This is a genomic window from Pontibacter litorisediminis (genome assembly GCF_029360645.1).
GTDB classification, from domain to species: Bacteria; Bacteroidota; Bacteroidia; order Cytophagales; family Hymenobacteraceae; genus Pontibacter; species Pontibacter litorisediminis.
Window position 1 is genome coordinate 1 of record NZ_JARDUA010000011.1, and the last position, 20,566, is coordinate 20,566.

A 20,566-nucleotide genomic window follows, 5' to 3' on the forward strand; every position below is an offset into this window, starting at 1 on the left:
GGACTTGAAGTGAGACGCGCTTCAAAAGATGGCCCTGTTGCTGTAAGGATTCACACCAGTACACCAACAGGGCCAGTAAAGTAAAATATGGAAATGACACAGTTTAAATTACACTCCCGAGGCCGCTGCATGTATACTTGCAGCGGCCTCTTTTATTTTATCTTTGAGTAGAGATCCTCCTCTACGTTTTTAAATCATCAATGCTGCTGCACCATCTCCTTCAGCGCCTCCACCCATGTGTCGCTGGAGTTCAGGCTCTCTACCAACTGCCACTTCTCGCCGCCCTCGTGCTCAAACATCTCCTTAAACTCTTCGCCCACCTCCACAGTGGTTTCCAGGCAGTCGGCCACAAAGGCGGGGCTGAAGGCCAGCACTTTCTTGATGCCTTTGGCCGGCATGGTTTTCAGCACCTCGTCGGTATAGGGCTGCAGCCACGGGTCTTTGCCCAGCCGCGATTGGAAGGCAACGGTATACTGGTCCTCGCTTAGGCCCAACTCAGCAGCCAGCAGGCGTGAGGTGGCGAAGCAGGAGGCGCGGTAGCAGTAGCGGTTGCGCTTGTTGTAGCTGTTGCAGCAGGAGCCCAGTTTGCAGTAGCCGTGGTCGCTGCCTTTAAGTATCTGCCGCTCCGGCACGCCGTGATAGCTGAACACTACGTGGTCGTAGTTATCCTCGGCCATATACTTCCTGCCCAGCTCGGCAAAGGCGTTGATAAAGCCGGGGTCGTCGCAGTAGGTGGAGATAAAGTTTATACTTGGGATGATCCACCAGTCCTTCACGATCTCCATGATCTTGTCGTGCACGGAGCCGGTGGTGGCAGAGGCGTACTGCGGGAACAGCGGCACCACAATGATGCGGGATACGCTTTTGTCGCGCAGCTCCTCCAGGGCACTTTTTATACTTGGGCTCTGGTAGCGCATCCCAAAGGCCACGTGGTAGTCCTCGCCGAGGGCTTTCTGCAGCTTCTCCTGCAGGTCGCGGCCGTGGTAGAGCAGCGGTGAGCCGCGGTCTGTCCAGAGCTGCTGGTATACTTTGGCAGACTTAGGGGCGCGGAACGGGGCAATAACGCCGTTGACCAGTGCATAGCGGCCCACAGGGTTTATGTCGATCACACGCTTATCCAGCAGGAACTCGCGCAGGTATTTTCTAACATCGGGTGTATTGGGGGTGTCCGGTGTACCGAGGTTCACCAGCAGCACGCCAATCTTACCTATAGTTTTTTTGCTCATCTATACTTATAAGAGTACTGTTGTTACACAAAGATACAAGTATAACCCGTTACTTGTTGATACTTAATTTCTATCCGCTCATAGAGGGGCAACGTAGCCTAAAGCGAAAAGTAGGGGGAAATGTTCTGAAGTTAGAAGGTTAGAAAGGTAAAAGCCCTGGCGCAAGCGTCCGCTTGTGCCTTGCTATGGAACCTGTAACAAGAAGCAAAGGCGGACGCTTGCGCCAGGGGAGGAAAGCAGCTTGTTTCTGCAAAACTTTCAGGTTTCTCATCTTCAATATCCTTCATCACCGTTCTCACACTTGATTAAAGTATACGCGGAAGCACCCCTAAGCTTTCTAACCTCTCTAGCTCCCCAACTCCTAAACTCCTCCTAAATCTGCACATTTTCACGGGGTTTCGTAAAAAAGGAGTAATTTTGCAACCTCAAATTTAGATTATGGCCGAAACACCGCACAAAGCCGGTTTTGTAAGTATAGTGGGCAAGCCGAACGTGGGCAAGTCCACGTTGATGAACGCGCTGGTGGGCGAGAAGCTTTCCATCATCACGTCTAAGGCGCAGACCACGCGGCACCGCATCATGGGCATTTTGAACGGAGATGACTTTCAGATCGTTTACTCCGACACGCCCGGCATCATCAAGCCGCAGTACGCGCTGCACGAGTCTATGATGGGCTTTGTGCGTACCTCGCTGGAGGATGCCGATATCATCCTTTTCGTGACGGACATTTACGAGAAGCACGACGAGGACGATGTGATCAAGCGCCTGAAGCATGCCTCGGTGCCCATACTTTTGCTGATCAATAAAATTGACCAGGCTACCGAGGAGGAGGTGAACGAGAAGGTTGCTTATTGGAAAGAGCACATGAACCCGACCGAGATCCTGCCTATATCGGCGCTGCACAAGTTTGGGCTCGATCATCTGTTTGCGCGTTTGCTGCACTACCTGCCGCAGCACCCGCCGTTTTACCCCAAGGATGAACTGACCGACAAGCCCGAGCGTTTCTTTGTCTCGGAAATGATCCGGGAAAAGATTTTCCTCAACTATAAAAAGGAGATTCCCTACAGCTGCGAGGTGGTGGTAGAGGAGTTTAAGGAAGAGGAGGACATCATCCGGATCCGGGCCGAGATCAGTGTGGAGCGGCGCAGCCAGAAAGGCATCGTGATCGGCAACAAAGGGGAGGCGCTGAAAAAAGTAGGCACGCAGGCCCGCCTCGACATGGAGGACTTCTTCCAGAAAAAGATATTTCTTGATTTATACGTGCGCGTGAACGAGAACTGGCGGACAGACCAGAAGCTGCTTCGGCGCTTCGGCTACCGCGAAGAGTAGCGCACCATAAAGCTTCGGGGCACGGTGCTCCGGGGGCACTTTAACACTTTTATTTTAGTTCGATGTCAACCAACATCATTGCTATTGTAGGCCGCCCGAACGTGGGCAAGTCTACGCTTTTTAACCGCCTGATCGGCCAGCGCAAGGCCATCATGGACAACGTGAGCGGCGTAACCCGCGACCGCAGCTACGGCCACGGCGACTGGACCGGCAAGTACTTCACCGTGATAGACACGGGCGGCTACGTGCACGGCTCCGACGATATTTTTGAAGCCGAGATCAACCGGCAGGTAGAACTGGCCATGAACGAGGCCGACGTGATCCTGTTTATGGTGGACGTGGAAGCCGGCCTGACCGGGCTGGACGAAGAGTTTGCCAACGTGTTGCGCCGTACCGATAAGCCGGTGTACGTAGTGGCCAACAAAGCCGACACCAACGCCCGCATGCACCAGATGGGTGAGTTTTATTCGCTGGGTGTGGGTATCGATATTTTCCCGGTCTCCTCGCAGAGCGGCTCCGGAACCGGCGAGCTGCTGGACGAGGTGGTAAAGCACTTTAAAGACGAGGGCGTGGAAGACCCGGATGCCGGTATCCCGAAGATCGCTGTGCTGGGCCGCCCGAACGTGGGCAAGTCCTCTTTCGTGAACCTGCTGCTGGGCCAGGAGCGTAACATCGTGACTGACATTGCCGGTACCACCCGCGATGCCATCCATGCCCGCTACAATGCCTTCGGCAAGGAGTTTATCATTGTGGATACCGCCGGTCTGCGCCGCAAGAGCAAGGTAAACGAGGACATCGAGTTCTACTCGGTGCTGCGCTCGGTGCGTGCCCTGGAAGATGCAGACGTTTGTATCGTGATCTTGGATGCTACCCGCGGTATTGAGGCGCAGGACGTGAACATTATCGCCCTGGCCGAAAAGAACCGCAAAGGCATCGTGATCCTGGTGAACAAGTGGGACCTGATCGAGAAGGATACCCATACCACCAAGAAGTTCGAAGAGGAGATCTACAGCCGCATTGCGCCCATCGCTTACGTGCCGATCATCTTTACCTCGGTGCTGACCAAGCAGCGTATTCACAAAGCCATTGAGGTGGCCATGGAGGTATACGACAACAAGACGCGCAAGATCCCGACCTCCAAGCTGAACGACCTGCTGCTGCCGGATATTGAGCGTTACCCGCCGCCAGCCATCAAAGGTAAGTTTATCAAGATCAAGTACATTACGCAGCTGCCGACGCACAACCCTACGTTTGCGTTTTTCTGTAACCTGCCGCAGTATGTCAAGGAGTCGTACACGCGCTACCTGGAGAACCGGATGCGCGAGCACTTCGACTTTACAGGGGTTCCGATCAGGCTGCTGTTCAAGAAAAAATAATTTTTCGGGTGTGTATTTGGAGGCTCATATATAGTAGTATATTTGCGCCTCATTTATAAAAATCACAAACACCATGAAAAAAGTATTTGGTTTGCTTTTCGTTGCAGGTCTGTTCGCTTTTGCATCTTGCAACAGCGCTGAAGAGACAGCTACTGAGGTTGAGACTGTAGAAGAAACTACAGTTGAAGAGGCTCCAGTTGTAGAGGAAGACACTACTACACTTGAGGCTGACACAGCTGCTACTTCAGTTGATTCTGCTTCTGCTGAGTAATCAACACACGTAAACTCCCGGCGCATGGCCGGGGCATAAAAAGGCACCTCCAAAGGGTGCCTTTTTATATTTCTATATATTTCTATAAACTATATTCAACTGCTGCCGTATTCTTTGTCATGTTTCCGCGGTAGCCGCTTGTGCTGCCCGGGAACAGGGATTTATTCCTTTACCTAAACGCATAGAACCAATGAAAAAAGCACTGTACGTATTTACCCTTGCAGGCCTTTTCGCCTTCGCTTCCTGCGACTCCCCGGCTGAGGAGAGAGCAGAGGAAAGGGAGGAAACTGTAGAGGAAATGGAAGATCAGGCAGAAGAGGTGTCGGATGATATGGAAGACGCCGTGGAAGACACTGACACCAGTGCCGTGATCGAGTAGTTTTGTTTGTAACCCTTAAAACTGAAATATTATGAAAAAGTCAATTTTGATGTTCCTGGCTCTAGGCCTCTTTGCCTTTACCTCCTGCGATTCTAACACAGAGAATGCTGTAGAGAACGATACCGAAAGAGTAGAAGAAGGAGCCGAGGAAGTAGGCAACGACATTGAAGAAGGTGCCGAAGAAGCCGGCAACGAGATAGAGGAGGGTGCCGAAGAAGTAGAGAACGAAGTAAACAACTAATTTATAGCAGGCAATGCCTTGGTAGCGGGTTGGGCTCAGGCTCAACCCGCTATTATTTTAAGTGGACGGTGTTAACCTATCACTTTGCCTGCCGTTGAATAACAGCATGTTGTGTTGTGGAAACTGCCTGTAGGCAAGGCCCACGCACGAAGTATAAATTAAATGAAAGGCCATGAAAAAGCTAGTTTATCTATTTGCTGTCGCCGGGCTGTTTAACCTGGGAGCATGCGCATCTACTGAGAACACGGTAGAAGAAGGAGCCGATGAAGTGGAAAATGCAGCCGAGGAGGCTGGCGATGAAGTGGAAGAGGCTGCGGATGAGGTAGAGGACGAAATCGATAACGATAAATAAGGTAAGCACTACTTCTGAAACACAAAGGCCGGTGCAGTACGCTGCACCGGCCTTTGCTTTTGCACGTTGCCGCACCTACGGGCCCAGCCTTTTCTGGATCAGGCTGTTCACCAGCGCGAAGAGGCGCTTGGGGGTAAAGGTGCGCCAGTGGATGTCGTCCAGGTTGCCGCCATAGTTGATATAAGAGTCCAGGTTATAGTTCTTCATCTCGCTCAGCACGAAATCCTGGAAGCCAAGGGCAGCCACCCAACCCTCCTCAATGTCCTCAAACCACTCTTCATAGTAAGAGTCGTCGGAGCCGTGGAAGTTAAACACGTTTTCCCCGATCAGGATAAAGTGCTTAATGCCTTCCTCCACCATCGGGTCAATGATGTTTCGCTTCAGCTGCATAACGTCGTTGTTCAGGGCGTCGTTCCACTCGCCAATGAACTCTATCACTGCAAAATTCAGCTCGTAATCGGCATAGAGTATCTTGATAAACAGCGTTTCGGAGTTCATGTCGTCCCACTGGGGGTGTATGTAGTACCCGTAAATGGTGTTGGTGTACTGCGAAAGGCTGTTCTCTGCCCCATAGAGCGGTGAGCGCGGATCCTCGGAGGCAGCGTACTTCTCTATCCAGTTATAGTATGGTTCTATCGTATGCATAAAGTGTAAAAACAGGTGCGGGGGCTGCAGTATACTGTACTGCCGGCGCTGCCCTAAAGTTGAGGCCTTCGGGCAGCTTTTTTCCACCCGCCAGCGCTGTGGTTTCAACAAAAACAGCCAAAAAAAAGTGGCATCCGGTGCAAATGTAAAGTATAAGTGCCGAACAGGAAACCGTTTAGGGCCTCCTGCGGTATGGTAAAGTACAGGCGTCGGTTCTGAAAGGCGCTGGCATACCCAGGGTACGCATCATCAACACTAACTTTCCGGCAAACTATGGTATCAATAATTCACTTTGAGGAGGATAACCTTGTAGGTTTTCATGTGCAGCACTATATTGACGAGGCTGGGCTGAGGACAATTGTGCGGGAGATGGAAGAGAAGGCGCAGGAGCAAGACAAGGTATGTTTATACTTTGAGTTCGAGAACTTTGGCGATTGGGACAGCGTGCAGTCGTTTTTTGATACGCTGAAGCTGAAGTTCCACAGCTGGGACAAAATTGCCCGCTACGCCATCGTAACCGATAAGGATTGGGTAAAGAAACAGTCGCGGCTGGCTAACTTCCTGACGCCCCACTTTGAGGTGAAGGCCTTTAGCCTGGCCGACAAGGAGCCTGCAATAGCATGGCTGCGGCAGCCCGTAGCCGACAAACCCGGGCAGGGCCTGTCGGTGCTGGAGGCCATGCCCAGGCATGTGGTGGGGGTGGCTACGCTTGGCAGCCTCTCCGCAGATGATTACCGCACCGTAAACGACCTGCTGGCCGAACAGGCAATGAAGCAACAGGATGTGCGTTTATACCTGGAGGTGCTGCAACCTAACGGCAATGCCCCGGATGCCCTCTGGGAAGAGCTAAAGCAGCAAGTGCCTCGGCACGACAGGCTCAGCAAGGTTGCCATAGCCGGCCATGAGGAGTGGCTGCAGCGCCTGGGGGGCTATGTGCCCGGCAATAATGTAAGATTCTTTAAATTGGATGAGCGCGACACGGCCATAGACTGGCTACGATAGCAGCTGCTTGCAGGGAGCTGCCGCGCCATCAGCTCTGGAAAAATGTTCAGAAAAACACTCTTATTCTTTATGGTACTGCTGCTGGAGCAGCAGTATGCTTTTGCCCAGGGGGCACCGGATTACACTAAAGTCTATCATCCTGTTATAAACGAGGCGGAGCTGCTGGTGGTGGACAGGGAGTATGAAAAGGCGCTGGACACCTACCGGCAAGCCTTTGCCGCCGTTCCCTCGCCTTTCGCCCGCGATTACTACAACGCCGCTATCTGCGCGCTGGAGCTGCAGGACCGCAAAAGAACCTTTAACTACCTGGAGGAGCTGGTGCAGAAAGGCGTAAGCCTGGAATACCTGGAGCGGCAACCTGTGCTGGACTCGCTGCGCAACACAAAGCACTGGCAGAAGTTCGCCAAAAAGTACCCCAAGCGCCGCGACAAGTATGAGCAAAAGCTTAACAAAGAACTCCGAGCCGACCTCGACGAGCTCTATGCCCGCGACCAATACTTCCGGCAGGCGAAGGGCGGCTGGCGCGTGCACGGCGACACGATCACTAAGATTGAGGCGGCCAACACCAAACTGCTGCTCGGTTGGATAGAGGAGTACGGTTACCCGGGGGAGGACCAGATCGGGCTGGCAGATACGTTGGAGCTGCTGCCCCGCTTTACGGTGGTGATAGAACGCCAAACCAAGGCACGCAAAGGCCACGACTTTAAGGAGGTGCTGACGCAGGCCGTGCAGCAGGGGCGCCTTGCCCCACAGGCCGCCGCTTACCTGCTGGACCAGCAGGCCGGCACCAGCAAGTATGGCGCCCGCGTTTTTGCCAAAATAAAGTGCAGCAAGTGCGCGGATGACGAAGAACTCGGGACGCTGGATGATTACATGACCACCAAGATCAGTAGGGAGCAGGAGGAGCAGGTGGATAAGCGCCGCAGGGAGCTAGGGCTGGAGCCGCTGGAGCTATACAAGTATAAGATCGTGCACGTTGGCGATAGGAACCGTGACCGGTTTATACTTACCTACCCCTGGTCTGTTATCAACTACGTGGTGCCGAGCAAGGAGGCCGCCCGTGTGCTGCTGGAGAAGCTAACGATGAAGTAATAAGTCTATACTTAAAACGGGTAGAACAACAGAATCAGGTTGAGGGCGCATAGTCCCATCCCCAGCAGCCCTATCTTTGCTTTCCATTTCCTGTAGGCCCAAAAGCCTGCTACAGCTCCCACAGCCTCCAATATGAATAGAATAGCTCGCGTGTTGTCGCTCATAGTGTAAAGCATGGTCATTTGCTGCATTTCTTCCAGCTCGTTATACTCCTGCATGGTCTCGAGGTAAAAGTAGGTAACGATAGCCAATCCTATCAAACCAATCAAAAGAGATGCGATTCCTGCTTTCATCTGGTTGCTTGTTACAGGGCCCTACCAGTATAAACGTATGAAAACAGCAAGAGCCGGAGTTTTTTGCCCCGGCTCTTGCTGTTTCTGTGCTTATCGTAGCTTAACGCCCGTTCCCGTTGCGGTAGGCCTCAACGGCGGCGCGCACGCTGCCATACTTCTTCAGCAGGGCTCCGGCCTCTGCCCGTCCTATTCCCAACTCTTCCATTACCATGCGGGTGCCGCGGTCCACCAGCTTCAGGTTCGAGAGCTGCATGTCCACCATCTTATTGCCCTTTACACGGCCTAGCTTCACCATGGTGGAGGTGGTGAGCATGTTGAGCACCAGCTTTTGGGCGGTGCCGGCCTTCATGCGGGTGCTGCCTGTTACGAACTCAGGGCCGGTTACTACCTCCACCGGAAACTCGGCAGCGGCGGCTACGGCACTACCCGCGTTGCAAACCACGCAGCCTGTGGCAATACCGCGCTCACGGCAGGCGTTCAAGCCGCCAATCACGTAGGGCGTGCGGCCAGAGGCGGCGATGCCCACCACAACATCCTTATCCGAGATGTTGTGCTCCTGCAGGTCTTTCCAGGCCTGCTCCTCATCGTCCTCGGCAAACTCCACGGCCTTGCGGATGGCTGTGTCGCCGCCCGCCATAATGCCGACTACCATGCCATGCGGCACACCATAGGTAGGAGGACACTCAGAGGCGTCCACGATGCCCAGGCGGCCGCTGGTGCCGGCGCCGATGTAAAACAGGCGGCCACCCTGCTGCAGACGCTCCACGGTGGCGTTCACCAACGCCTCGATCTGCGGGATAGCTTTCTCAACGGCAAGCGGTACGGTCTTGTCTTCGCGGTTAATGTTTACGAGCAGCTCATGCACACTCATCTGTTCCAGTCCGTCGTAATTGGATGTTGATTCGGTAGTAGACACGCTAAAGGATAATGAAAAGGTGAAAACACAAGGAGACAGCCTCACGCCGTCTCCTTAGGGTAAATTTATCTATGCTTTTTTAGGAGAGCCAAACGTCTGCAGCAGCTCCTGGTGGTACTGGATCAGGCCTTCGCTTGGGCTCTTCAGGATGGTTTCTACATGCAGGCCATACTTTTGGGCCACCTGCTTCAGAATATCGCCGAAGTGGAAGGCAATAGAGCCAACAAAGTTAACAGGCAGGGTTTGGTGGCCCTCATACTTTACCACGTGGCGCTCAAAGAACTCCGAGAAGTTCTCGTAGATCATGCCGTGGATAACCGGGTGCTTCTGCTTATCGTGCATGAACCTGGCAAAAGTAGCCATGTAGCGGCTCGGGATGGCAGAGCTATACAGGGTATCCAGGATGCCGTCTTTGGTCAGGCTGTAAGTGTTCTTAAGTGAGGTGGCCAGGTCTTCCGGCAGTTCGCGGTAAAGGTAAGCTTTGATCAGCAGCTTGCCCATGTAAGCGCCGCTGCCCTCGTCGCCGAGCAGGAAGCCCAGCGATGGCACGTTGTCGATGATGTCGGTGCCGTCGTAGAGGCAGGTGTTGGAGCCAGTGCCCAGGATACAGGCAATGCCTGGCTTACGGCCGCAAAGGGCACGCGCCGCTGCCAGCAAGTCATGCTCCACAGAGATCAGGGCATCCGGAAAGGCTCTGAGCAGGGCGTCTTCTACACGCTTGTTACGGTCTGGCGAGCTGCAGCCTGCTCCGTAGTAATAGATGGCCTCCGGGTTCTTGTCGCTTAGCTGGGGTAGCAGCACCTCATTTATTTCCTGGTAAATTTCGTCTGCCTCCTGGTACATCGGGTTAAACCCGGCAGTTTGCGCCTGGCCCAGTTGCTTGTCGCTGGTTACGATGCGCCAGTCTGTCTTCGTTGAGCCGCTATCAGCTATAAATATCATCTGTGTTTGTTTGATTTATGGATGTTCAATGGAGTCGTAACCCCAATATACGGTTTTATTTTTAGGTCTGTTGATGCTGTGAGGGCCGGTACGCAGAATTCTTGACCAGGCCCACGGCCTCAAATTTATCAAAAACATTGGCATTATGTGGTGCATCTGCCAGTTCTTCTGTTAAATCCTGCCCGGCCCAGTGCTCATAGTGCCTGCCGTTGCGCCACAGCCTCGATTTTTTCACGTCATAGATCACTCCCTGGTAGGCCACCCATATTTCGTCGCGGTCCTGCCCGTTCCGGAGGGCCAGTTGCTGCAGGGTGTATTCTGGTAGTGTCATGTGTGAGTTGAAAATGCGGGAATTTACAGATTTAAAGGTATGGAAACTTGGGGTGAGCTAGTTGGGTCCGTTCCACTGCTCAGAAGCACAACGGGCATTAGAGCAGCAGAGGCCGCCTGATGTAAGATCCACGGGGCGCGAGCATAGTCAAATAATGCGCTCAAACCATACTTATACTTTGAACTTCTAATCTCCAAGCCCTCTGATTTCCACGTTTTTTAGCTTCATGTCTTAGCACATTACCCAATCCGGGCCTGCGTCAGGATCCAGCGGTTGGGCACCTCGCCCTTGGTGGCCTGCAGGTAGTCCTCATAGCTACAGGGCACTATGCGGCTGCCTTTGTCAGAGCTGAGCGGCTCCACCTCCAGCCACCATTTCTCGCTGCCCCTGCTTTTGTAGAAGATCATGCGGTCGGGGTTATCATCGGCAAAGGCCACGGCATACTTCGTGAAGTTGCGGCCGTTGAAGTTCGTTTCATTTTTACGGTGGTAAAAGCCCTCTACAAAGTACCAGATCATGGTGGCCACGGTCATGGCGGTTAACTCCCGGTCGTCGAGGGCGGGGTTATACTCATAGATTCCCAGCGAGGTCAGGTTGTCGTTCAGGCCGGCATACCAGCACAGCTGGCAGGCTTCCTCGCCGGTAAGCCCGAAGGGGTTGGCGGGTTCGTAGCCCGGCGCGTCCTGGTGGCGTATGGCCGATATATCGAAGGTGAGCAGATCCGCGATGCGCACCACCGGCTCCATCTCCTGCACGTTGCGGTGTACTTCGCCCACGCGGTAGGCCTCGAAATGCATTTTCTCGAACGTGGCCATCACCTCCGGCTCCACAAAGTACGACTGGTACCCAATTTGGCTCAGGCTGAAGAGGTAATTGGGCTCGTGCATCAGGATCTGGCGCAGCTGCTTTTTATTGGGGGCCGCCTCTGCGTCCTCGGTCATGTCCACGCTGCTGTCCACGGTCACCATGTTCACCACGCGTTCCAGGTGCTCATAGCCCATGTACTGGCCGTACTCCAGGTCCTGAGAACCACCGATGATCACCGGAATGGTGTTGTGCGATATCAGCACCTCCACGATCTCCTTCAGGCGCAGGTGCGTGTCCTCCAGCGTGATGCCGGGGCGCAGGTTCCCCAGGTCCACGATATGGCAGCGGCCGCTTCCTTTGTTCAGGCTGTAAAGCTTTTTGCGCACCAGGCGGGCAGGGGCCTGCGCTGCGGCGGCCTCATCTGCGCTTGGCGCCTCGGCAATTTCACGGCCCCGTGTCTCGTTTACGCCAAGTATGGCGATGTCGGCGGCGCGCCAATCCGGAAACTTGCTCACAAAGCGGCTGATGTATGAGCCGAGGGTGCGGGGCTTGTTCAGGGGCGCGAACACTTCCTCGCTCAGCGGCTCAAAAAATATGGACAGGTTCATGGATGGTTGTCTCTGAGTTTACCTGAAACGTACAGGAGTGCACCTGGCTTTGCCCGTGCATGTGCTTGTAGTTCTAAAAGTATAAATATAACACATGGGAAATATTTATACAGCCTGCCGTGGCAGAATTCGAAAAAAATAATTAAAATGCATCAGTAACAGGCCATTTACCCTGTACTTGGCGCTGTTTACAGCTAACTAATCTAAACACCGTTGTATAACCCATACACTATATGAACCTAACCCGGACCTTCGACCTTTTGCCACACCAGATGCAGCAGTTCCCTAAGCCCGACTGTTTGGCGTCTAAGGTTAACGGCACCTGGCAAAAGTATACGACCAGCGATGTGCTGGAGTATGCCAACCAAGTAAGCCTGGGCTTACTGAAGCTCGGAATCGGAAAAGAGGATAAAGTTGCCATCATCTCTTTCAACCGGCCGGAATGGGTGCTGGTTGACTTTGGCATTCAGCAGATCGGAGCTATCAGTGTGCCGATGTACCCCACGATCACGGAGGAGGATTACCGCTATATCTTCAACGATGCTGAGGTGAAGGCGGTGTTCGTTTCCGACGCGGCACTGTACAACAAGGTAGTGGCTGCCACCGAGGGCATGGAGGGCATCAAGGAGATCTACACGTTTGACGACATACACGGCGCCAAAAACTGGAAAGAGGTGCTGAAGATGGGCGAGAAAGAGGATGTGTCGCAGCTCGAGCCGCTGAAAGCAGCCGTGAAGCCGGAGGACACCCTGACCATCATCTATACTTCCGGCACGACGGGTAACCCGAAGGGCGTGATGCTGACCCACGACAACCTGATGAGCAACGTGCGCGGCACTGTGCCTTACGTGCCCGTAAACCACCAGCACCGTGCCCTGAGCTTCCTGCCGCTTTGCCACGTGTTCGAGCGCATGCTGCTGTACCTGTACTTCCGTATCGGGGTGTCTATCTACTATGCCGAAAGCATAGAGAAGGTGGCCGATAACCTGAAAGAGGTGAAGCCGCACCTGTTTACCACTGTGCCGCGCCTGCTGGAGAAAGTATACGATAAGATTGTGGCTACCGGCATGGAGCTGACAGGCGTGAAACGCAAGCTGTTTTTCTGGGCGCTGGAGCTGGGCCTGAAGTATGACCCGCAGGTAGACCATGGCTGGTGGTATAACAAGCAGCTGGACCTGGCCAACAAACTTATCTTCAGCAAATGGCGCGAGGCCTTGGGTGGCAACGTGCGGGTGATCGTGTCCGGTGGTGCTGCCCTGCAGCCGCGCCTGGCGCGCGTGTTCTGGTCGGCCAACATCCGGGTGATGGAGGGATACGGCCTTACCGAGACATCGCCGGTGATTTCGGTGAACCGCTATGAGCCGGAGAACAACATGATCGGAACCGTGGGTATGGCTATTGACGGCGTGGAGATAAAGATTGCCGAAGACGGCGAGATACTGACCCGCGGGCCGCACGTGATGAAAGGCTACTACAAAAAGCCGGAGCTCACGGCCGAGGTGATCGACAAAGACCGCTGGTTCCATACGGGCGATATCGGCGAGATGATCCAGGGCAAGTACCTCAAGATCACTGACCGCAAGAAAGAGATGTTCAAGACCTCCGGCGGTAAGTATGTGGCGCCGCAGCCTATCGAGAACAAGCTGAAGGAGTCGGTGGTGATAGAGCAGGTGATGATTGTGGGCGATGGCCGCAAGTACGCCTCTGCCCTCATCGTGCCGTCTTTCATGGGGCTGCAGGATTGGGCAAACCACAAGGGGATTAAGTATACCACAGATGAGGAGATGCTCAAGCACCCGGACGTGATCGAGAAGTTCAAGCGCGAGATAGACAAGGCCAACGAAGGGCTGGCGCAGTACGAAACGGTGAAGAAATTCGCTCTGATCCCTAAAATGTGGACTGTGGAGAGCGGTGAGCTGACGCCAACCCTGAAGGTGAAGCGCAAGATCATCACGGCCAACTACCACGATGTGATCGAGAGCCTGTATTAACACATGAAGTATGGTTGGAGCCGCTGGATTAGCGGGTGTCCCTACTTCCTCAATGCTACTGTTATAAACCTGTTTTGTCATCCTGAAAGGATCCTGGTTAGAGGGAGGTAAAGCCTCTGCCAAGGTCCTTTCAGGATTTTTTTTGTCTGTACTTCCTTGGGCCCTTCCCGCACCGGCAAGGGCTTTTTTTTGTCCGTGCTATGCTTTTTGCATCAGAATAAATCCCAATCGCTCGTTTATAGTATAACTATACCCGTAACCTATGTAACATTACCTCCAGTTGCTGCGCCTGAAGGGTAATAAAATTTTTACCTAAAAAGGTATGCAAGCATAACAAATTTGCCTATATTTGGTATACACCATTGTAAATGATGAAACCGGAAGAAACAGTAGACTATAACTTTAAAGTATGTTGGCATGCCATCTCGCGTATGTATAATACAGAGGCGGCCAAGGCAGATATTACCACGTCCATTGGCTTTGTACTGCTCAACATAGATCAGGAGCAAGGCACCCCCGCCACTAAAATTGCTCCCTTGCTGGGCCTGGAGGCCCGCAGCCTTACCCGCATCCTTAAGAGCATGGAGGAGAAAAACCTTATCTACAAAGAGTCCGACCCCAATGACAAGCGCCTGGTGCGCATTTTCCTGACGGAGAAAGGGCTGGAGAAGAAGGAGGTCTCGCGGCAAACCGTAAAGCAGTTTAACCATAGGGTGCGCGAGCAGATCCCCGAAGAAGAGCTGGACGTGTTTTTTAAGGTATGTGGCCGCATCCAGGGCATGATCGAGAATAAAGAAATCTTTTAACCCATAGACAACTATTGCCATTCTATGAAAAGAATAATCAAGAAAGTAGCCGTGCTTGGCTCCGGGGTGATGGGCTCCCGCATTGCCTGCCACTTCGCCAACATTGGGGTGCAGGTGCTGCTGCTCGACATTGTACCGAAGGAGCTAACGCCGGACGAGGAGAAAAAAGGCCTGACGCTGGAAAGCAAGCAGGTTCGCAACCGTATCGTCAACAGCTCACTCGACGCGGCTATCAAATCCAACCCGTCGCCGCTGTACCGCAAGTCTGATGCAAGCCTGATCCAGACCGGTAATTTTGAAGATAACATGAAGGACATCGCCACCGCCGACTGGACCATAGAAGTGGTGGTGGAGAACCTGAAGATAAAGAAACTGGTGTACGACCAGGTGGAGCAGCACCGCAAGCCGGGTACGCTGATCTCATCCAACACCTCGGGCATTCCGATCCACATGATGCTGGACGGCCGCTCCGATGATTTCAGAAAGCACTTCTGCGGCACGCACTTCTTTAACCCGCCGCGTTACCTAAAACTGCTGGAAATTATCCCGACACCGGAAACAGACCAGAGTGTGGTGGACTTCCTGATGCACTACGGCGATTTATACTTGGGCAAGACCACGGTGCTGGCCAAGGATACGCCTGCCTTCATCGCCAACCGCGTGGGTATTTACGCCATTATGCAAGGCCTGCAGGTGATGAACAAGCTCGGCCTGAACGTGGACGAGGTAGACAGAATCTCCGGCCCGATCATCGGTCGTCCGAAGTCGGCTACGTTCCGCACGCTGGATGTAGTTGGTTTGGATACCTTGGCTAATGTTGCCAATGGCTTGTACCAAACCGGCGAGAACGACGAATCCAGAGAGCTGTTTAAGCTGCCGGACTACCTGCAGAAAATGGTAGAGAACAAGTGGCTGGGCGACAAAACCGGCCAGGGCTTCTATAAAAAGACAAAGGATGCAAAAGGCAAGACAGAGATCCTGACGCTGGACCTGAACACGCTGGAGTACGGGCCAAAGCAACGCCCTAAGTTCCAGAGCCTGGAAGTGCTGAAGCCGATCGAGGACCTGAAGAAGCGCATTAAAACATTCTCGAAGCAAACAGACAAGGCTGCTCAGTTCTTCAATGAGTCGCTGTTTGGGCTGTTTCAGTACGTTTCTAACCGTATTCCGGAGATATCGGATGAGCTCTATAGAATAGACGATGCCATGCGCGCCGGCTTTGGCTGGGAGCTTGGTCCGTTTGAGTACTGGGATGCCATTGGTGCCCGCGAAGGCGTGCAGCGCATGATCGAGAACGGCTATCAGCCTGCGCGTTGGGTAGAGGAGATGCTGGAGCATGGCAAGGAGTCTTTCTACATCGTGGAGAACGGCACGCGCCGCTACTACGACATCCAAAGCAAAGAATATAAAGCCATACCGGGCGCCGAGAATTTTATCATCCTGGACAACCTGCGCGGCAACAAAGTGCTGTGGAAAAACAGCGGTGCGTCGGTGATAGACCTTGGCGACGGCATCCTGAACGTGGAGTTCCACTCGAAGATGAACACGCTGGGTGGCGACGTGATCCAGGGCTTGATGAAAGGCGTGGAGCTGGCGGAGAAAGATTTCCGTGGCATGGTGGTTGGCAACCAGGGCGCCAACTTCTCGGCGGGTGCTAACCTGGGGCTGGTGTACATGTATGCGCTGGAGCAGGAGTACGACGAGATCAACTTCATGATCAAGCAGTTCCAGGACGCCATGATGCGCATGCGCTACTCGGCCATACCGGTAGTGGGTGCACCGCATGGTCTGACGCTGGGCGGTGGCTGTGAGCTGAACCTGCACTGCGACCACGTACAGGCGGCCGCTGAGACGTACATGGGCTTGGTGGAGTTTGGCGTTGGCCTGATACCAGGCGGTGGCGGTACCAAAGAGATGACGCTGCGCGCTGCCGATATGTATGCCGACGGCGACATTGAGCTGAACGACCTGAAGAACGTGTTCCTGACGATCGGTATGGCCAAAGTGTCTACCTCGGCTAAAGAGGCGATTGACCTGGGTTACATGCGCAAATCAGATAGCATCACCATAAACAGTAACCGCCAGATAGCCGATGCCAAGGCACAGGCTATACTTTTAGCGGAGGCTGGCTATACCAAACCGGTGCAGCGCACCAATGTGAAGGTACAAGGCAAAGGCGCGTTGGGTATGTTTCTGACAGGAGCCAACGCCATGTACTCAGGCCGCTATATCTCGGAGCACGACAAGAAGATCTCAGAAAAACTTGCCTATGTGATGTGCGGCGGCGACTTGTCGGCCCCAACCGAAGTAAGCGAGCAGTACCTGCTGGACCTGGAGCGTGAAGCCTTCCTGTCATTAACAGGTGAGCGCAAGACTTTGGAGCGCATCCAAAGCATCCTGACCACAGGCAAGCCGCTGAGAAATTAAGTCTATAGTATAAACTATAAAAGAGCATCAAAATGAACAATGCATATATCGTAGCCGGATTTCGCAGCGCCGTGGGTAAAGCAGGCCGTGGCGGTTTCCGGTTCACCAGACCTGATGACCTGGCTGCTGATGTCATCAAACACTTAATGGACGCTGTGCCCGCCCTGGACCCAGAGCGCGTCGACGACTTGATCGTGGGTAACGCCGTGCCGGAGGCCGAGCAGGGCCTTCAGATAGGCCGTATGATCTCCCTGTTGGCGCTGCCCATGTCGGTGAGTGGCATGACGGTGAACCGCTACTGCGGCTCCGGCTTGGAAACTATTGCCATTGCCGCTAACCGCATTTCGGCAGGTATGGCTGATTGCATCGTTGCCGGCGGCACCGAGTCAATGTCGTTGGTGCCAACAGCAGGCTGGAAAACTGTTCCCAACTACAAAATAGCCAGCAAAAATCCGGACTGGTACCTGAGCATGGGCTTAACTGCCGAGGCGGTGGCCGCGGATTACAATGTTTCACGTGAAGACCAGGATGAGTTTGCCTTCAAATCGCACCAGAAAGCGATCAACGCGATCAAGAACGGCTACTTTAAAGACCAGATCGTGCCGGTGACGGTGGAGGAGACATACCTGGACGAGAACGGCAAGAAAAAGACCCGCACCTACGTGGTGGACACCGATGAAGGTCCTCGCGCTGATACCTCTATGGAAGCACTTGCCCGCCTGAAGCCGGTGTTTGCCGCAGGGGGCACGGTAACAGCCGGTAACTCTTCTCAGACGTCCGATGGAGCTGCGTTTGTGATCGTGATGAGTGAGCGCATGGTAAAGGAGCTGAACCTGGAGCCGATCGCGCGCCTGATCAGCTACGGAACCGGTGGCGTTGACCCGCGCATCATGGGCATGGGTCCGATTGCAGCCGTTCCGAAGGCCTTGAAGCAGGCAGGGATGACGCTAAACGACATCGACCTGATCGAGATGAACGAGGCCTTCGCCGCACAGTCTATCGCTGTGATGCGTCACTTAGAGTTTGACCCGGATAAGCTGAACATCAATGGTGGTGCTATCGCGCTCGGTCACCCGCTGGGTTGCTCTGGCGCTAAGCTGAGCGTGCAGCTCTTCAGCGACCTGCGCCGCACCGGCGGCAAGCATGGCCTTGTAACGGCTTGCGTTGGCGGTGGTCAGGGTGTAGCTGGTGTGTTCGAGCTATTGAAGTAGATTTTTCGAATCACGTATCACGACACACGAATCACGACTTTTCAGATGCATAATTTCAAAGAACTGAGAGTATGGAAAGAGGCAATTGAGTTAGCAAAGCTGATTTACAATATATCAGCAAAGTTTCCTGCCGATGAGAAATATGGTTTGAAATCCCAAGTTAATCGTGCCGTTGTTTCTGTTGCCTCAAACATTGCAGAGGGAGCAGGCAGAGGATCTAATAAAGAGTTTGCTCAGTTTCTGAAAGTAGCACTAGGCTCAGCCTTTGAAATTGAAACACAGATGATTTTAGCAGAAGCATTTGGCTTTGTAACGGAAGCTGATAATCAAAAGCTGATGCAGCAGTTGTCAGGTGTACAAAAGATGCTAAACGGTCTGATTAGTAAACTGTAATAATCGTGTGTCTTGATACTTGATACTTGATACGAACAAATAAAAATACAATAACAATGGAAAACGCAACTAAAACAGCCGCGATCCAGGGTGGTGAGTTCCTGATAAAGGAGACCAACCCGCAGGACGTGTTCATACCGGAAGAATTTAATGAAGAGCAGCGCATGATGGCGCAGACCTGCCGCGATTTTGTGCGCGAGGAAGTGTATCCGCTGCTGGACCGCCTCGATAACCACGAGGAAGGCCTGATGGAAGACCTGATGAAAAAAGCAGGGGAGCTAGGCTTGTTCGCGGTGTCTATTCCGGAGAGTTACGGCGGCCTGGACATGGACTTTAACACTTCGCTGCTGGTAACAGAGTCAGTAGGCGGGGGCCATTCCTTCCCGGTTGCCTTTGCGGCGCACACCGGTATCGGTACCCTCCCGATTTTATACTTTGGCACCGAGGAGCAGAAGAACAAGTACATCCCGAAGCTGGTGAGCGGCGAGTGGATGTCGGCTTACTGCTTAACAGAGCCGGGTTCTGGCTCAGACGCGTTGGCAGCTAAAACCAAAGCTGAGCTGAATGCAGCAGGCACGCATTACATCCTGAACGGCCAGAAAATGTGGATTACCAACGCCGGCTTTGCCGATGTGTTTGTGGTGTTCGCGCAGGTGGACGGTGATAAATTCACGGGTTTTATCGTGGAGAAAGGTTATCCTGGCCTGAGCCTAGGCAACGAGGAGCACAAAATGGGCATCAAGGGTTCCTCCACCCGCCAGGTTTTCTTCGAGGACTGCGAAGTGCCGAAGGAGAACGTGCTGGGCGAGATCGGCAAAGGCCACCTGATCGCTTTCAACATCCTGAACATCGGCCGCATTAAACTGGGCGCCGCCACGCTGGGTGCCTCTAAAAAAGTGGCCGACCTGTCGGTGAAGTATGCCAACGAGCGCCACCAGTTCAAGCTGCCGATTTCAAAGTTTGGTGCGATCAAGTATAAACTGGCAGAGCAGGCTATCCGCATTTATGCGGTGGAGTCGGCGCTGTACCGTTGCGGCATGGATATTTACCGCAAAGAACAGGAACTGATGGCCGGTGGCGCCAACGAAAATGAGGCGCTACTAGGGGCCGCTCGTGAGTTTGCCGTGGAGGCCGCCATGCTAAAAGTAGAGGGCTCTGAGGTACTGGATTACGTGGTGGACGAAGGCGTGCAGATCTACGGTGGCTACGGTTTCTCTGCTGATTACCCGATGGACCGCGCCTACCGCGACTCCCGCATCAACCGCATCTTCGAGGGTACCAACGAGATCAACCGCATGCTGACCGTGGACATGATCCTGAAGAAAGCCCTGAAAGGCGAGCTTGATTTAATGGGCCCTGCCCAGGCGGTGCAGCAGGAGTTGATGGCTATTCCAGACTTCAACACAGAGGAAGAAACGCTGTTCTCGGCCGAGCATAAAGCAATTAAGAACCTGAAGAAGGCCATCCTGATGGTGGCCGGCACGGCGGTGCAGAAGTACATGAACTCGCTGGCCAAGGAGCAGGAGATCCTGATGAACATCGCCGACATGGCTATTAAAACCTACGTGGCGGAATCTACGCTGCTGCGCGTGGAGAAACTGGTAGGCATGAAGGGCGAGGAGGCCGTGGCCAACGAGATCGACATTGTGCGCGTGACGGTGAACGATGCCGTGGACGCTGCCTTTAAGGCCGGCAAGGAGGCTATCGCCGCCATGGCTGAGGGTGATGAGCAGCGCCTGCTGTTCATGGGCCTGAAGCGCTTCACTAAAAAAGACCTCTACAACACCAAAGAGGCGCGCCGCCGCATAGCCGCCGCCCTGATCGAGGCAAACGAGTTTGTATATTAATTTCTGACCATTTATAGTTAAGAAAGGCTGTTACCTCAGGTAGCAGCCTTTTTTGTTGCACCTGTGGCGTACGAACCTGCA

The 20,566-nt window shown here is 53.6% G+C and carries 21 protein-coding genes; 14 read left to right on the forward strand and 7 right to left on the reverse strand.

Going from position 1 to position 20,566, the window contains the following annotated elements; genetic code table 11:
- Positions 1 to 197: 197 nt before the first annotated feature.
- A complete protein-coding gene (gene hemH / locus PXG97_RS20675; protein ID WP_276499748.1) occupies positions 198 to 1,226 on the reverse strand; it encodes a ferrochelatase in 1,029 nt (342 codons plus the stop codon).
- Between the two features lie 438 nt (positions 1,227 to 1,664).
- Here hemH and era point away from each other — a divergent pair, with 438 nt between their 5' ends.
- From era to PXG97_RS20705, 6 genes are all read left to right on the forward strand, one after another.
- The gene (gene era / locus PXG97_RS20680) at positions 1,665 to 2,555 is read left to right on the forward strand and encodes a GTPase Era (RefSeq protein ID WP_276499749.1); all 891 of its coding nucleotides are present in this window, start codon (positions 1,665 to 1,667) and stop codon (positions 2,553 to 2,555) included.
- 62 nt (positions 2,556 to 2,617) lie between these two features.
- Positions 2,618 to 3,931 carry a ribosome biogenesis GTPase Der gene (gene der, locus PXG97_RS20685; protein WP_276499750.1) on the forward strand — a complete coding sequence of 438 codons (1,314 nt, stop codon included), beginning with the start codon at positions 2,618 to 2,620 and terminating at the stop codon, positions 3,929 to 3,931.
- Positions 3,932 to 4,004: 73 nt separating this feature from the next.
- Positions 4,005 to 4,202, forward strand: a complete 198-nt coding sequence (locus PXG97_RS20690) for a hypothetical protein (protein WP_276499751.1) — start codon at positions 4,005 to 4,007, stop codon at positions 4,200 to 4,202.
- 190 nt (positions 4,203 to 4,392) lie between these two features.
- Entirely contained in the window at positions 4,393 to 4,581 is a 189-nt protein-coding gene (locus PXG97_RS20695; RefSeq protein ID WP_276499752.1) for a hypothetical protein, read from the forward strand.
- Positions 4,582 to 4,612: 31 nt separating this feature from the next.
- Positions 4,613 to 4,822, forward strand: a complete 210-nt coding sequence (locus PXG97_RS20700) for a hypothetical protein (RefSeq protein ID WP_276499754.1) — start codon at positions 4,613 to 4,615, stop codon at positions 4,820 to 4,822.
- 172 nt (positions 4,823 to 4,994) lie between these two features.
- Entirely contained in the window at positions 4,995 to 5,174 is a 180-nt protein-coding gene (locus PXG97_RS20705; RefSeq protein WP_276499755.1) for a hypothetical protein, read from the forward strand.
- 75 nt (positions 5,175 to 5,249) lie between these two features.
- Here the strand turns inward: PXG97_RS20705 and PXG97_RS20710 are convergent, their stop codons facing one another.
- The gene (locus PXG97_RS20710; protein ID WP_276499756.1) at positions 5,250 to 5,819 is read right to left on the reverse strand and encodes a hypothetical protein; all 570 of its coding nucleotides are present in this window, start codon (positions 5,817 to 5,819) and stop codon (positions 5,250 to 5,252) included.
- A 273-nt stretch (positions 5,820 to 6,092) separates the two neighbouring features.
- Between PXG97_RS20710 and PXG97_RS20715 the strand changes: the two genes are divergently transcribed.
- Positions 6,093 to 6,821 (forward strand): SpoIIAA family protein, encoded by a 729-nt coding sequence (locus tag PXG97_RS20715; RefSeq protein ID WP_276499757.1) that lies wholly within the window; start codon positions 6,093 to 6,095, stop codon positions 6,819 to 6,821.
- 42 nt (positions 6,822 to 6,863) lie between these two features.
- The gene (locus tag PXG97_RS20720) at positions 6,864 to 7,913 is read left to right on the forward strand and encodes a hypothetical protein (protein ID WP_276499758.1); all 1,050 of its coding nucleotides are present in this window, start codon (positions 6,864 to 6,866) and stop codon (positions 7,911 to 7,913) included.
- An 11-nt stretch (positions 7,914 to 7,924) separates the two neighbouring features.
- Here the strand turns inward: PXG97_RS20720 and PXG97_RS20725 are convergent, their stop codons facing one another.
- From PXG97_RS20725 to PXG97_RS20745, 5 genes are all read right to left on the reverse strand, one after another.
- Positions 7,925 to 8,206 (reverse strand): hypothetical protein, encoded by a 282-nt coding sequence (locus PXG97_RS20725; RefSeq protein WP_276499759.1) that lies wholly within the window; start codon positions 8,204 to 8,206, stop codon positions 7,925 to 7,927.
- Between the two features lie 100 nt (positions 8,207 to 8,306).
- Entirely contained in the window at positions 8,307 to 9,122 is an 816-nt protein-coding gene (gene murQ, locus PXG97_RS20730) for an N-acetylmuramic acid 6-phosphate etherase (RefSeq protein WP_276499760.1), read from the reverse strand.
- Positions 9,123 to 9,191: 69 nt separating this feature from the next.
- On the reverse strand, positions 9,192 to 10,064 hold the full coding sequence (locus tag PXG97_RS20735; RefSeq protein WP_276499761.1) for a hypothetical protein: 873 nt from the start codon (positions 10,062 to 10,064) through the stop codon (positions 9,192 to 9,194).
- 61 nt (positions 10,065 to 10,125) lie between these two features.
- Complete coding sequence (locus PXG97_RS20740) at positions 10,126 to 10,395, reverse strand: cytochrome b5 domain-containing protein (protein ID WP_276499763.1); 270 nt, start codon at positions 10,393 to 10,395, stop codon at positions 10,126 to 10,128.
- A 239-nt stretch (positions 10,396 to 10,634) separates the two neighbouring features.
- Positions 10,635 to 11,810 (reverse strand): formimidoylglutamase, encoded by a 1,176-nt coding sequence (locus PXG97_RS20745; RefSeq protein WP_276499764.1) that lies wholly within the window; start codon positions 11,808 to 11,810, stop codon positions 10,635 to 10,637.
- A 233-nt stretch (positions 11,811 to 12,043) separates the two neighbouring features.
- On the opposite strand from PXG97_RS20745, the gene PXG97_RS20750 reads away from it, so the two are divergent.
- From PXG97_RS20750 to PXG97_RS20775, 6 genes are all read left to right on the forward strand, one after another.
- The gene (locus PXG97_RS20750; RefSeq protein ID WP_276499765.1) at positions 12,044 to 13,801 is read left to right on the forward strand and encodes an AMP-dependent synthetase/ligase; all 1,758 of its coding nucleotides are present in this window, start codon (positions 12,044 to 12,046) and stop codon (positions 13,799 to 13,801) included.
- A gap of 371 nt (positions 13,802 to 14,172) precedes the next feature.
- Positions 14,173 to 14,607 (forward strand): MarR family winged helix-turn-helix transcriptional regulator, encoded by a 435-nt coding sequence (locus tag PXG97_RS20755; protein ID WP_276499839.1) that lies wholly within the window; start codon positions 14,173 to 14,175, stop codon positions 14,605 to 14,607.
- A gap of 24 nt (positions 14,608 to 14,631) precedes the next feature.
- Positions 14,632 to 17,034 carry a 3-hydroxyacyl-CoA dehydrogenase/enoyl-CoA hydratase family protein gene (locus PXG97_RS20760; RefSeq protein WP_276499767.1) on the forward strand — a complete coding sequence of 801 codons (2,403 nt, stop codon included), beginning with the start codon at positions 14,632 to 14,634 and terminating at the stop codon, positions 17,032 to 17,034.
- 32 nt (positions 17,035 to 17,066) lie between these two features.
- Entirely contained in the window at positions 17,067 to 18,245 is a 1,179-nt protein-coding gene (locus PXG97_RS20765; protein WP_276499769.1) for a thiolase family protein, read from the forward strand.
- Positions 18,246 to 18,290: 45 nt separating this feature from the next.
- A complete protein-coding gene (locus tag PXG97_RS20770) occupies positions 18,291 to 18,638 on the forward strand; it encodes a four helix bundle protein (protein ID WP_276499770.1) in 348 nt (115 codons plus the stop codon).
- 56 nt (positions 18,639 to 18,694) lie between these two features.
- Positions 18,695 to 20,485: an acyl-CoA dehydrogenase family protein gene (locus tag PXG97_RS20775; RefSeq protein WP_276499771.1), complete on the forward strand. Its 1,791-nt coding sequence runs from the start codon at positions 18,695 to 18,697 to the stop codon at positions 20,483 to 20,485.
- Positions 20,486 to 20,566 lie beyond the last annotated feature (81 nt).

What these genes read in the sequence shown, in the direction of transcription:
- hemH (WP_276499748.1), bottom strand. Translation starts at nt 1,226, where the DNA reads ATGAGCAAAAAAACTATAGGTAAGATTGGCGTGCTGCTGGTGAACCTC.
- era (WP_276499749.1), top strand. Translation starts at nt 1,665, where the DNA reads ATGGCCGAAACACCGCACAAAGCCGGTTTTGTAAGTATAGTGGGCAAG.
- der (WP_276499750.1), top strand. Translation starts at nt 2,618, where the DNA reads ATGTCAACCAACATCATTGCTATTGTAGGCCGCCCGAACGTGGGCAAG.
- PXG97_RS20690 (WP_276499751.1), top strand. Translation starts at nt 4,005, where the DNA reads ATGAAAAAAGTATTTGGTTTGCTTTTCGTTGCAGGTCTGTTCGCTTTT.
- PXG97_RS20695 (WP_276499752.1), top strand. Translation starts at nt 4,393, where the DNA reads ATGAAAAAAGCACTGTACGTATTTACCCTTGCAGGCCTTTTCGCCTTC.
- PXG97_RS20700 (WP_276499754.1), top strand. Translation starts at nt 4,613, where the DNA reads ATGAAAAAGTCAATTTTGATGTTCCTGGCTCTAGGCCTCTTTGCCTTT.
- PXG97_RS20705 (WP_276499755.1), top strand. Translation starts at nt 4,995, where the DNA reads ATGAAAAAGCTAGTTTATCTATTTGCTGTCGCCGGGCTGTTTAACCTG.
- PXG97_RS20710 (WP_276499756.1), bottom strand. Translation starts at nt 5,819, where the DNA reads ATGCATACGATAGAACCATACTATAACTGGATAGAGAAGTACGCTGCC.
- PXG97_RS20715 (WP_276499757.1), top strand. Translation starts at nt 6,093, where the DNA reads ATGGTATCAATAATTCACTTTGAGGAGGATAACCTTGTAGGTTTTCAT.
- PXG97_RS20720 (WP_276499758.1), top strand. Translation starts at nt 6,864, where the DNA reads ATGTTCAGAAAAACACTCTTATTCTTTATGGTACTGCTGCTGGAGCAG.
- PXG97_RS20725 (WP_276499759.1), bottom strand. Translation starts at nt 8,206, where the DNA reads ATGAAAGCAGGAATCGCATCTCTTTTGATTGGTTTGATAGGATTGGCT.
- PXG97_RS20735 (WP_276499761.1), bottom strand. Translation starts at nt 10,064, where the DNA reads ATGATATTTATAGCTGATAGCGGCTCAACGAAGACAGACTGGCGCATC.
- PXG97_RS20740 (WP_276499763.1), bottom strand. Translation starts at nt 10,395, where the DNA reads ATGACACTACCAGAATACACCCTGCAGCAACTGGCCCTCCGGAACGGG.
- PXG97_RS20745 (WP_276499764.1), bottom strand. Translation starts at nt 11,810, where the DNA reads ATGAACCTGTCCATATTTTTTGAGCCGCTGAGCGAGGAAGTGTTCGCG.
- PXG97_RS20750 (WP_276499765.1), top strand. Translation starts at nt 12,044, where the DNA reads ATGAACCTAACCCGGACCTTCGACCTTTTGCCACACCAGATGCAGCAG.
- PXG97_RS20755 (WP_276499839.1), top strand. Translation starts at nt 14,173, where the DNA reads ATGAAACCGGAAGAAACAGTAGACTATAACTTTAAAGTATGTTGGCAT.
- PXG97_RS20760 (WP_276499767.1), top strand. Translation starts at nt 14,632, where the DNA reads ATGAAAAGAATAATCAAGAAAGTAGCCGTGCTTGGCTCCGGGGTGATG.
- PXG97_RS20765 (WP_276499769.1), top strand. Translation starts at nt 17,067, where the DNA reads ATGAACAATGCATATATCGTAGCCGGATTTCGCAGCGCCGTGGGTAAA.
- PXG97_RS20770 (WP_276499770.1), top strand. Translation starts at nt 18,291, where the DNA reads ATGCATAATTTCAAAGAACTGAGAGTATGGAAAGAGGCAATTGAGTTA.
- PXG97_RS20775 (WP_276499771.1), top strand. Translation starts at nt 18,695, where the DNA reads ATGGAAAACGCAACTAAAACAGCCGCGATCCAGGGTGGTGAGTTCCTG.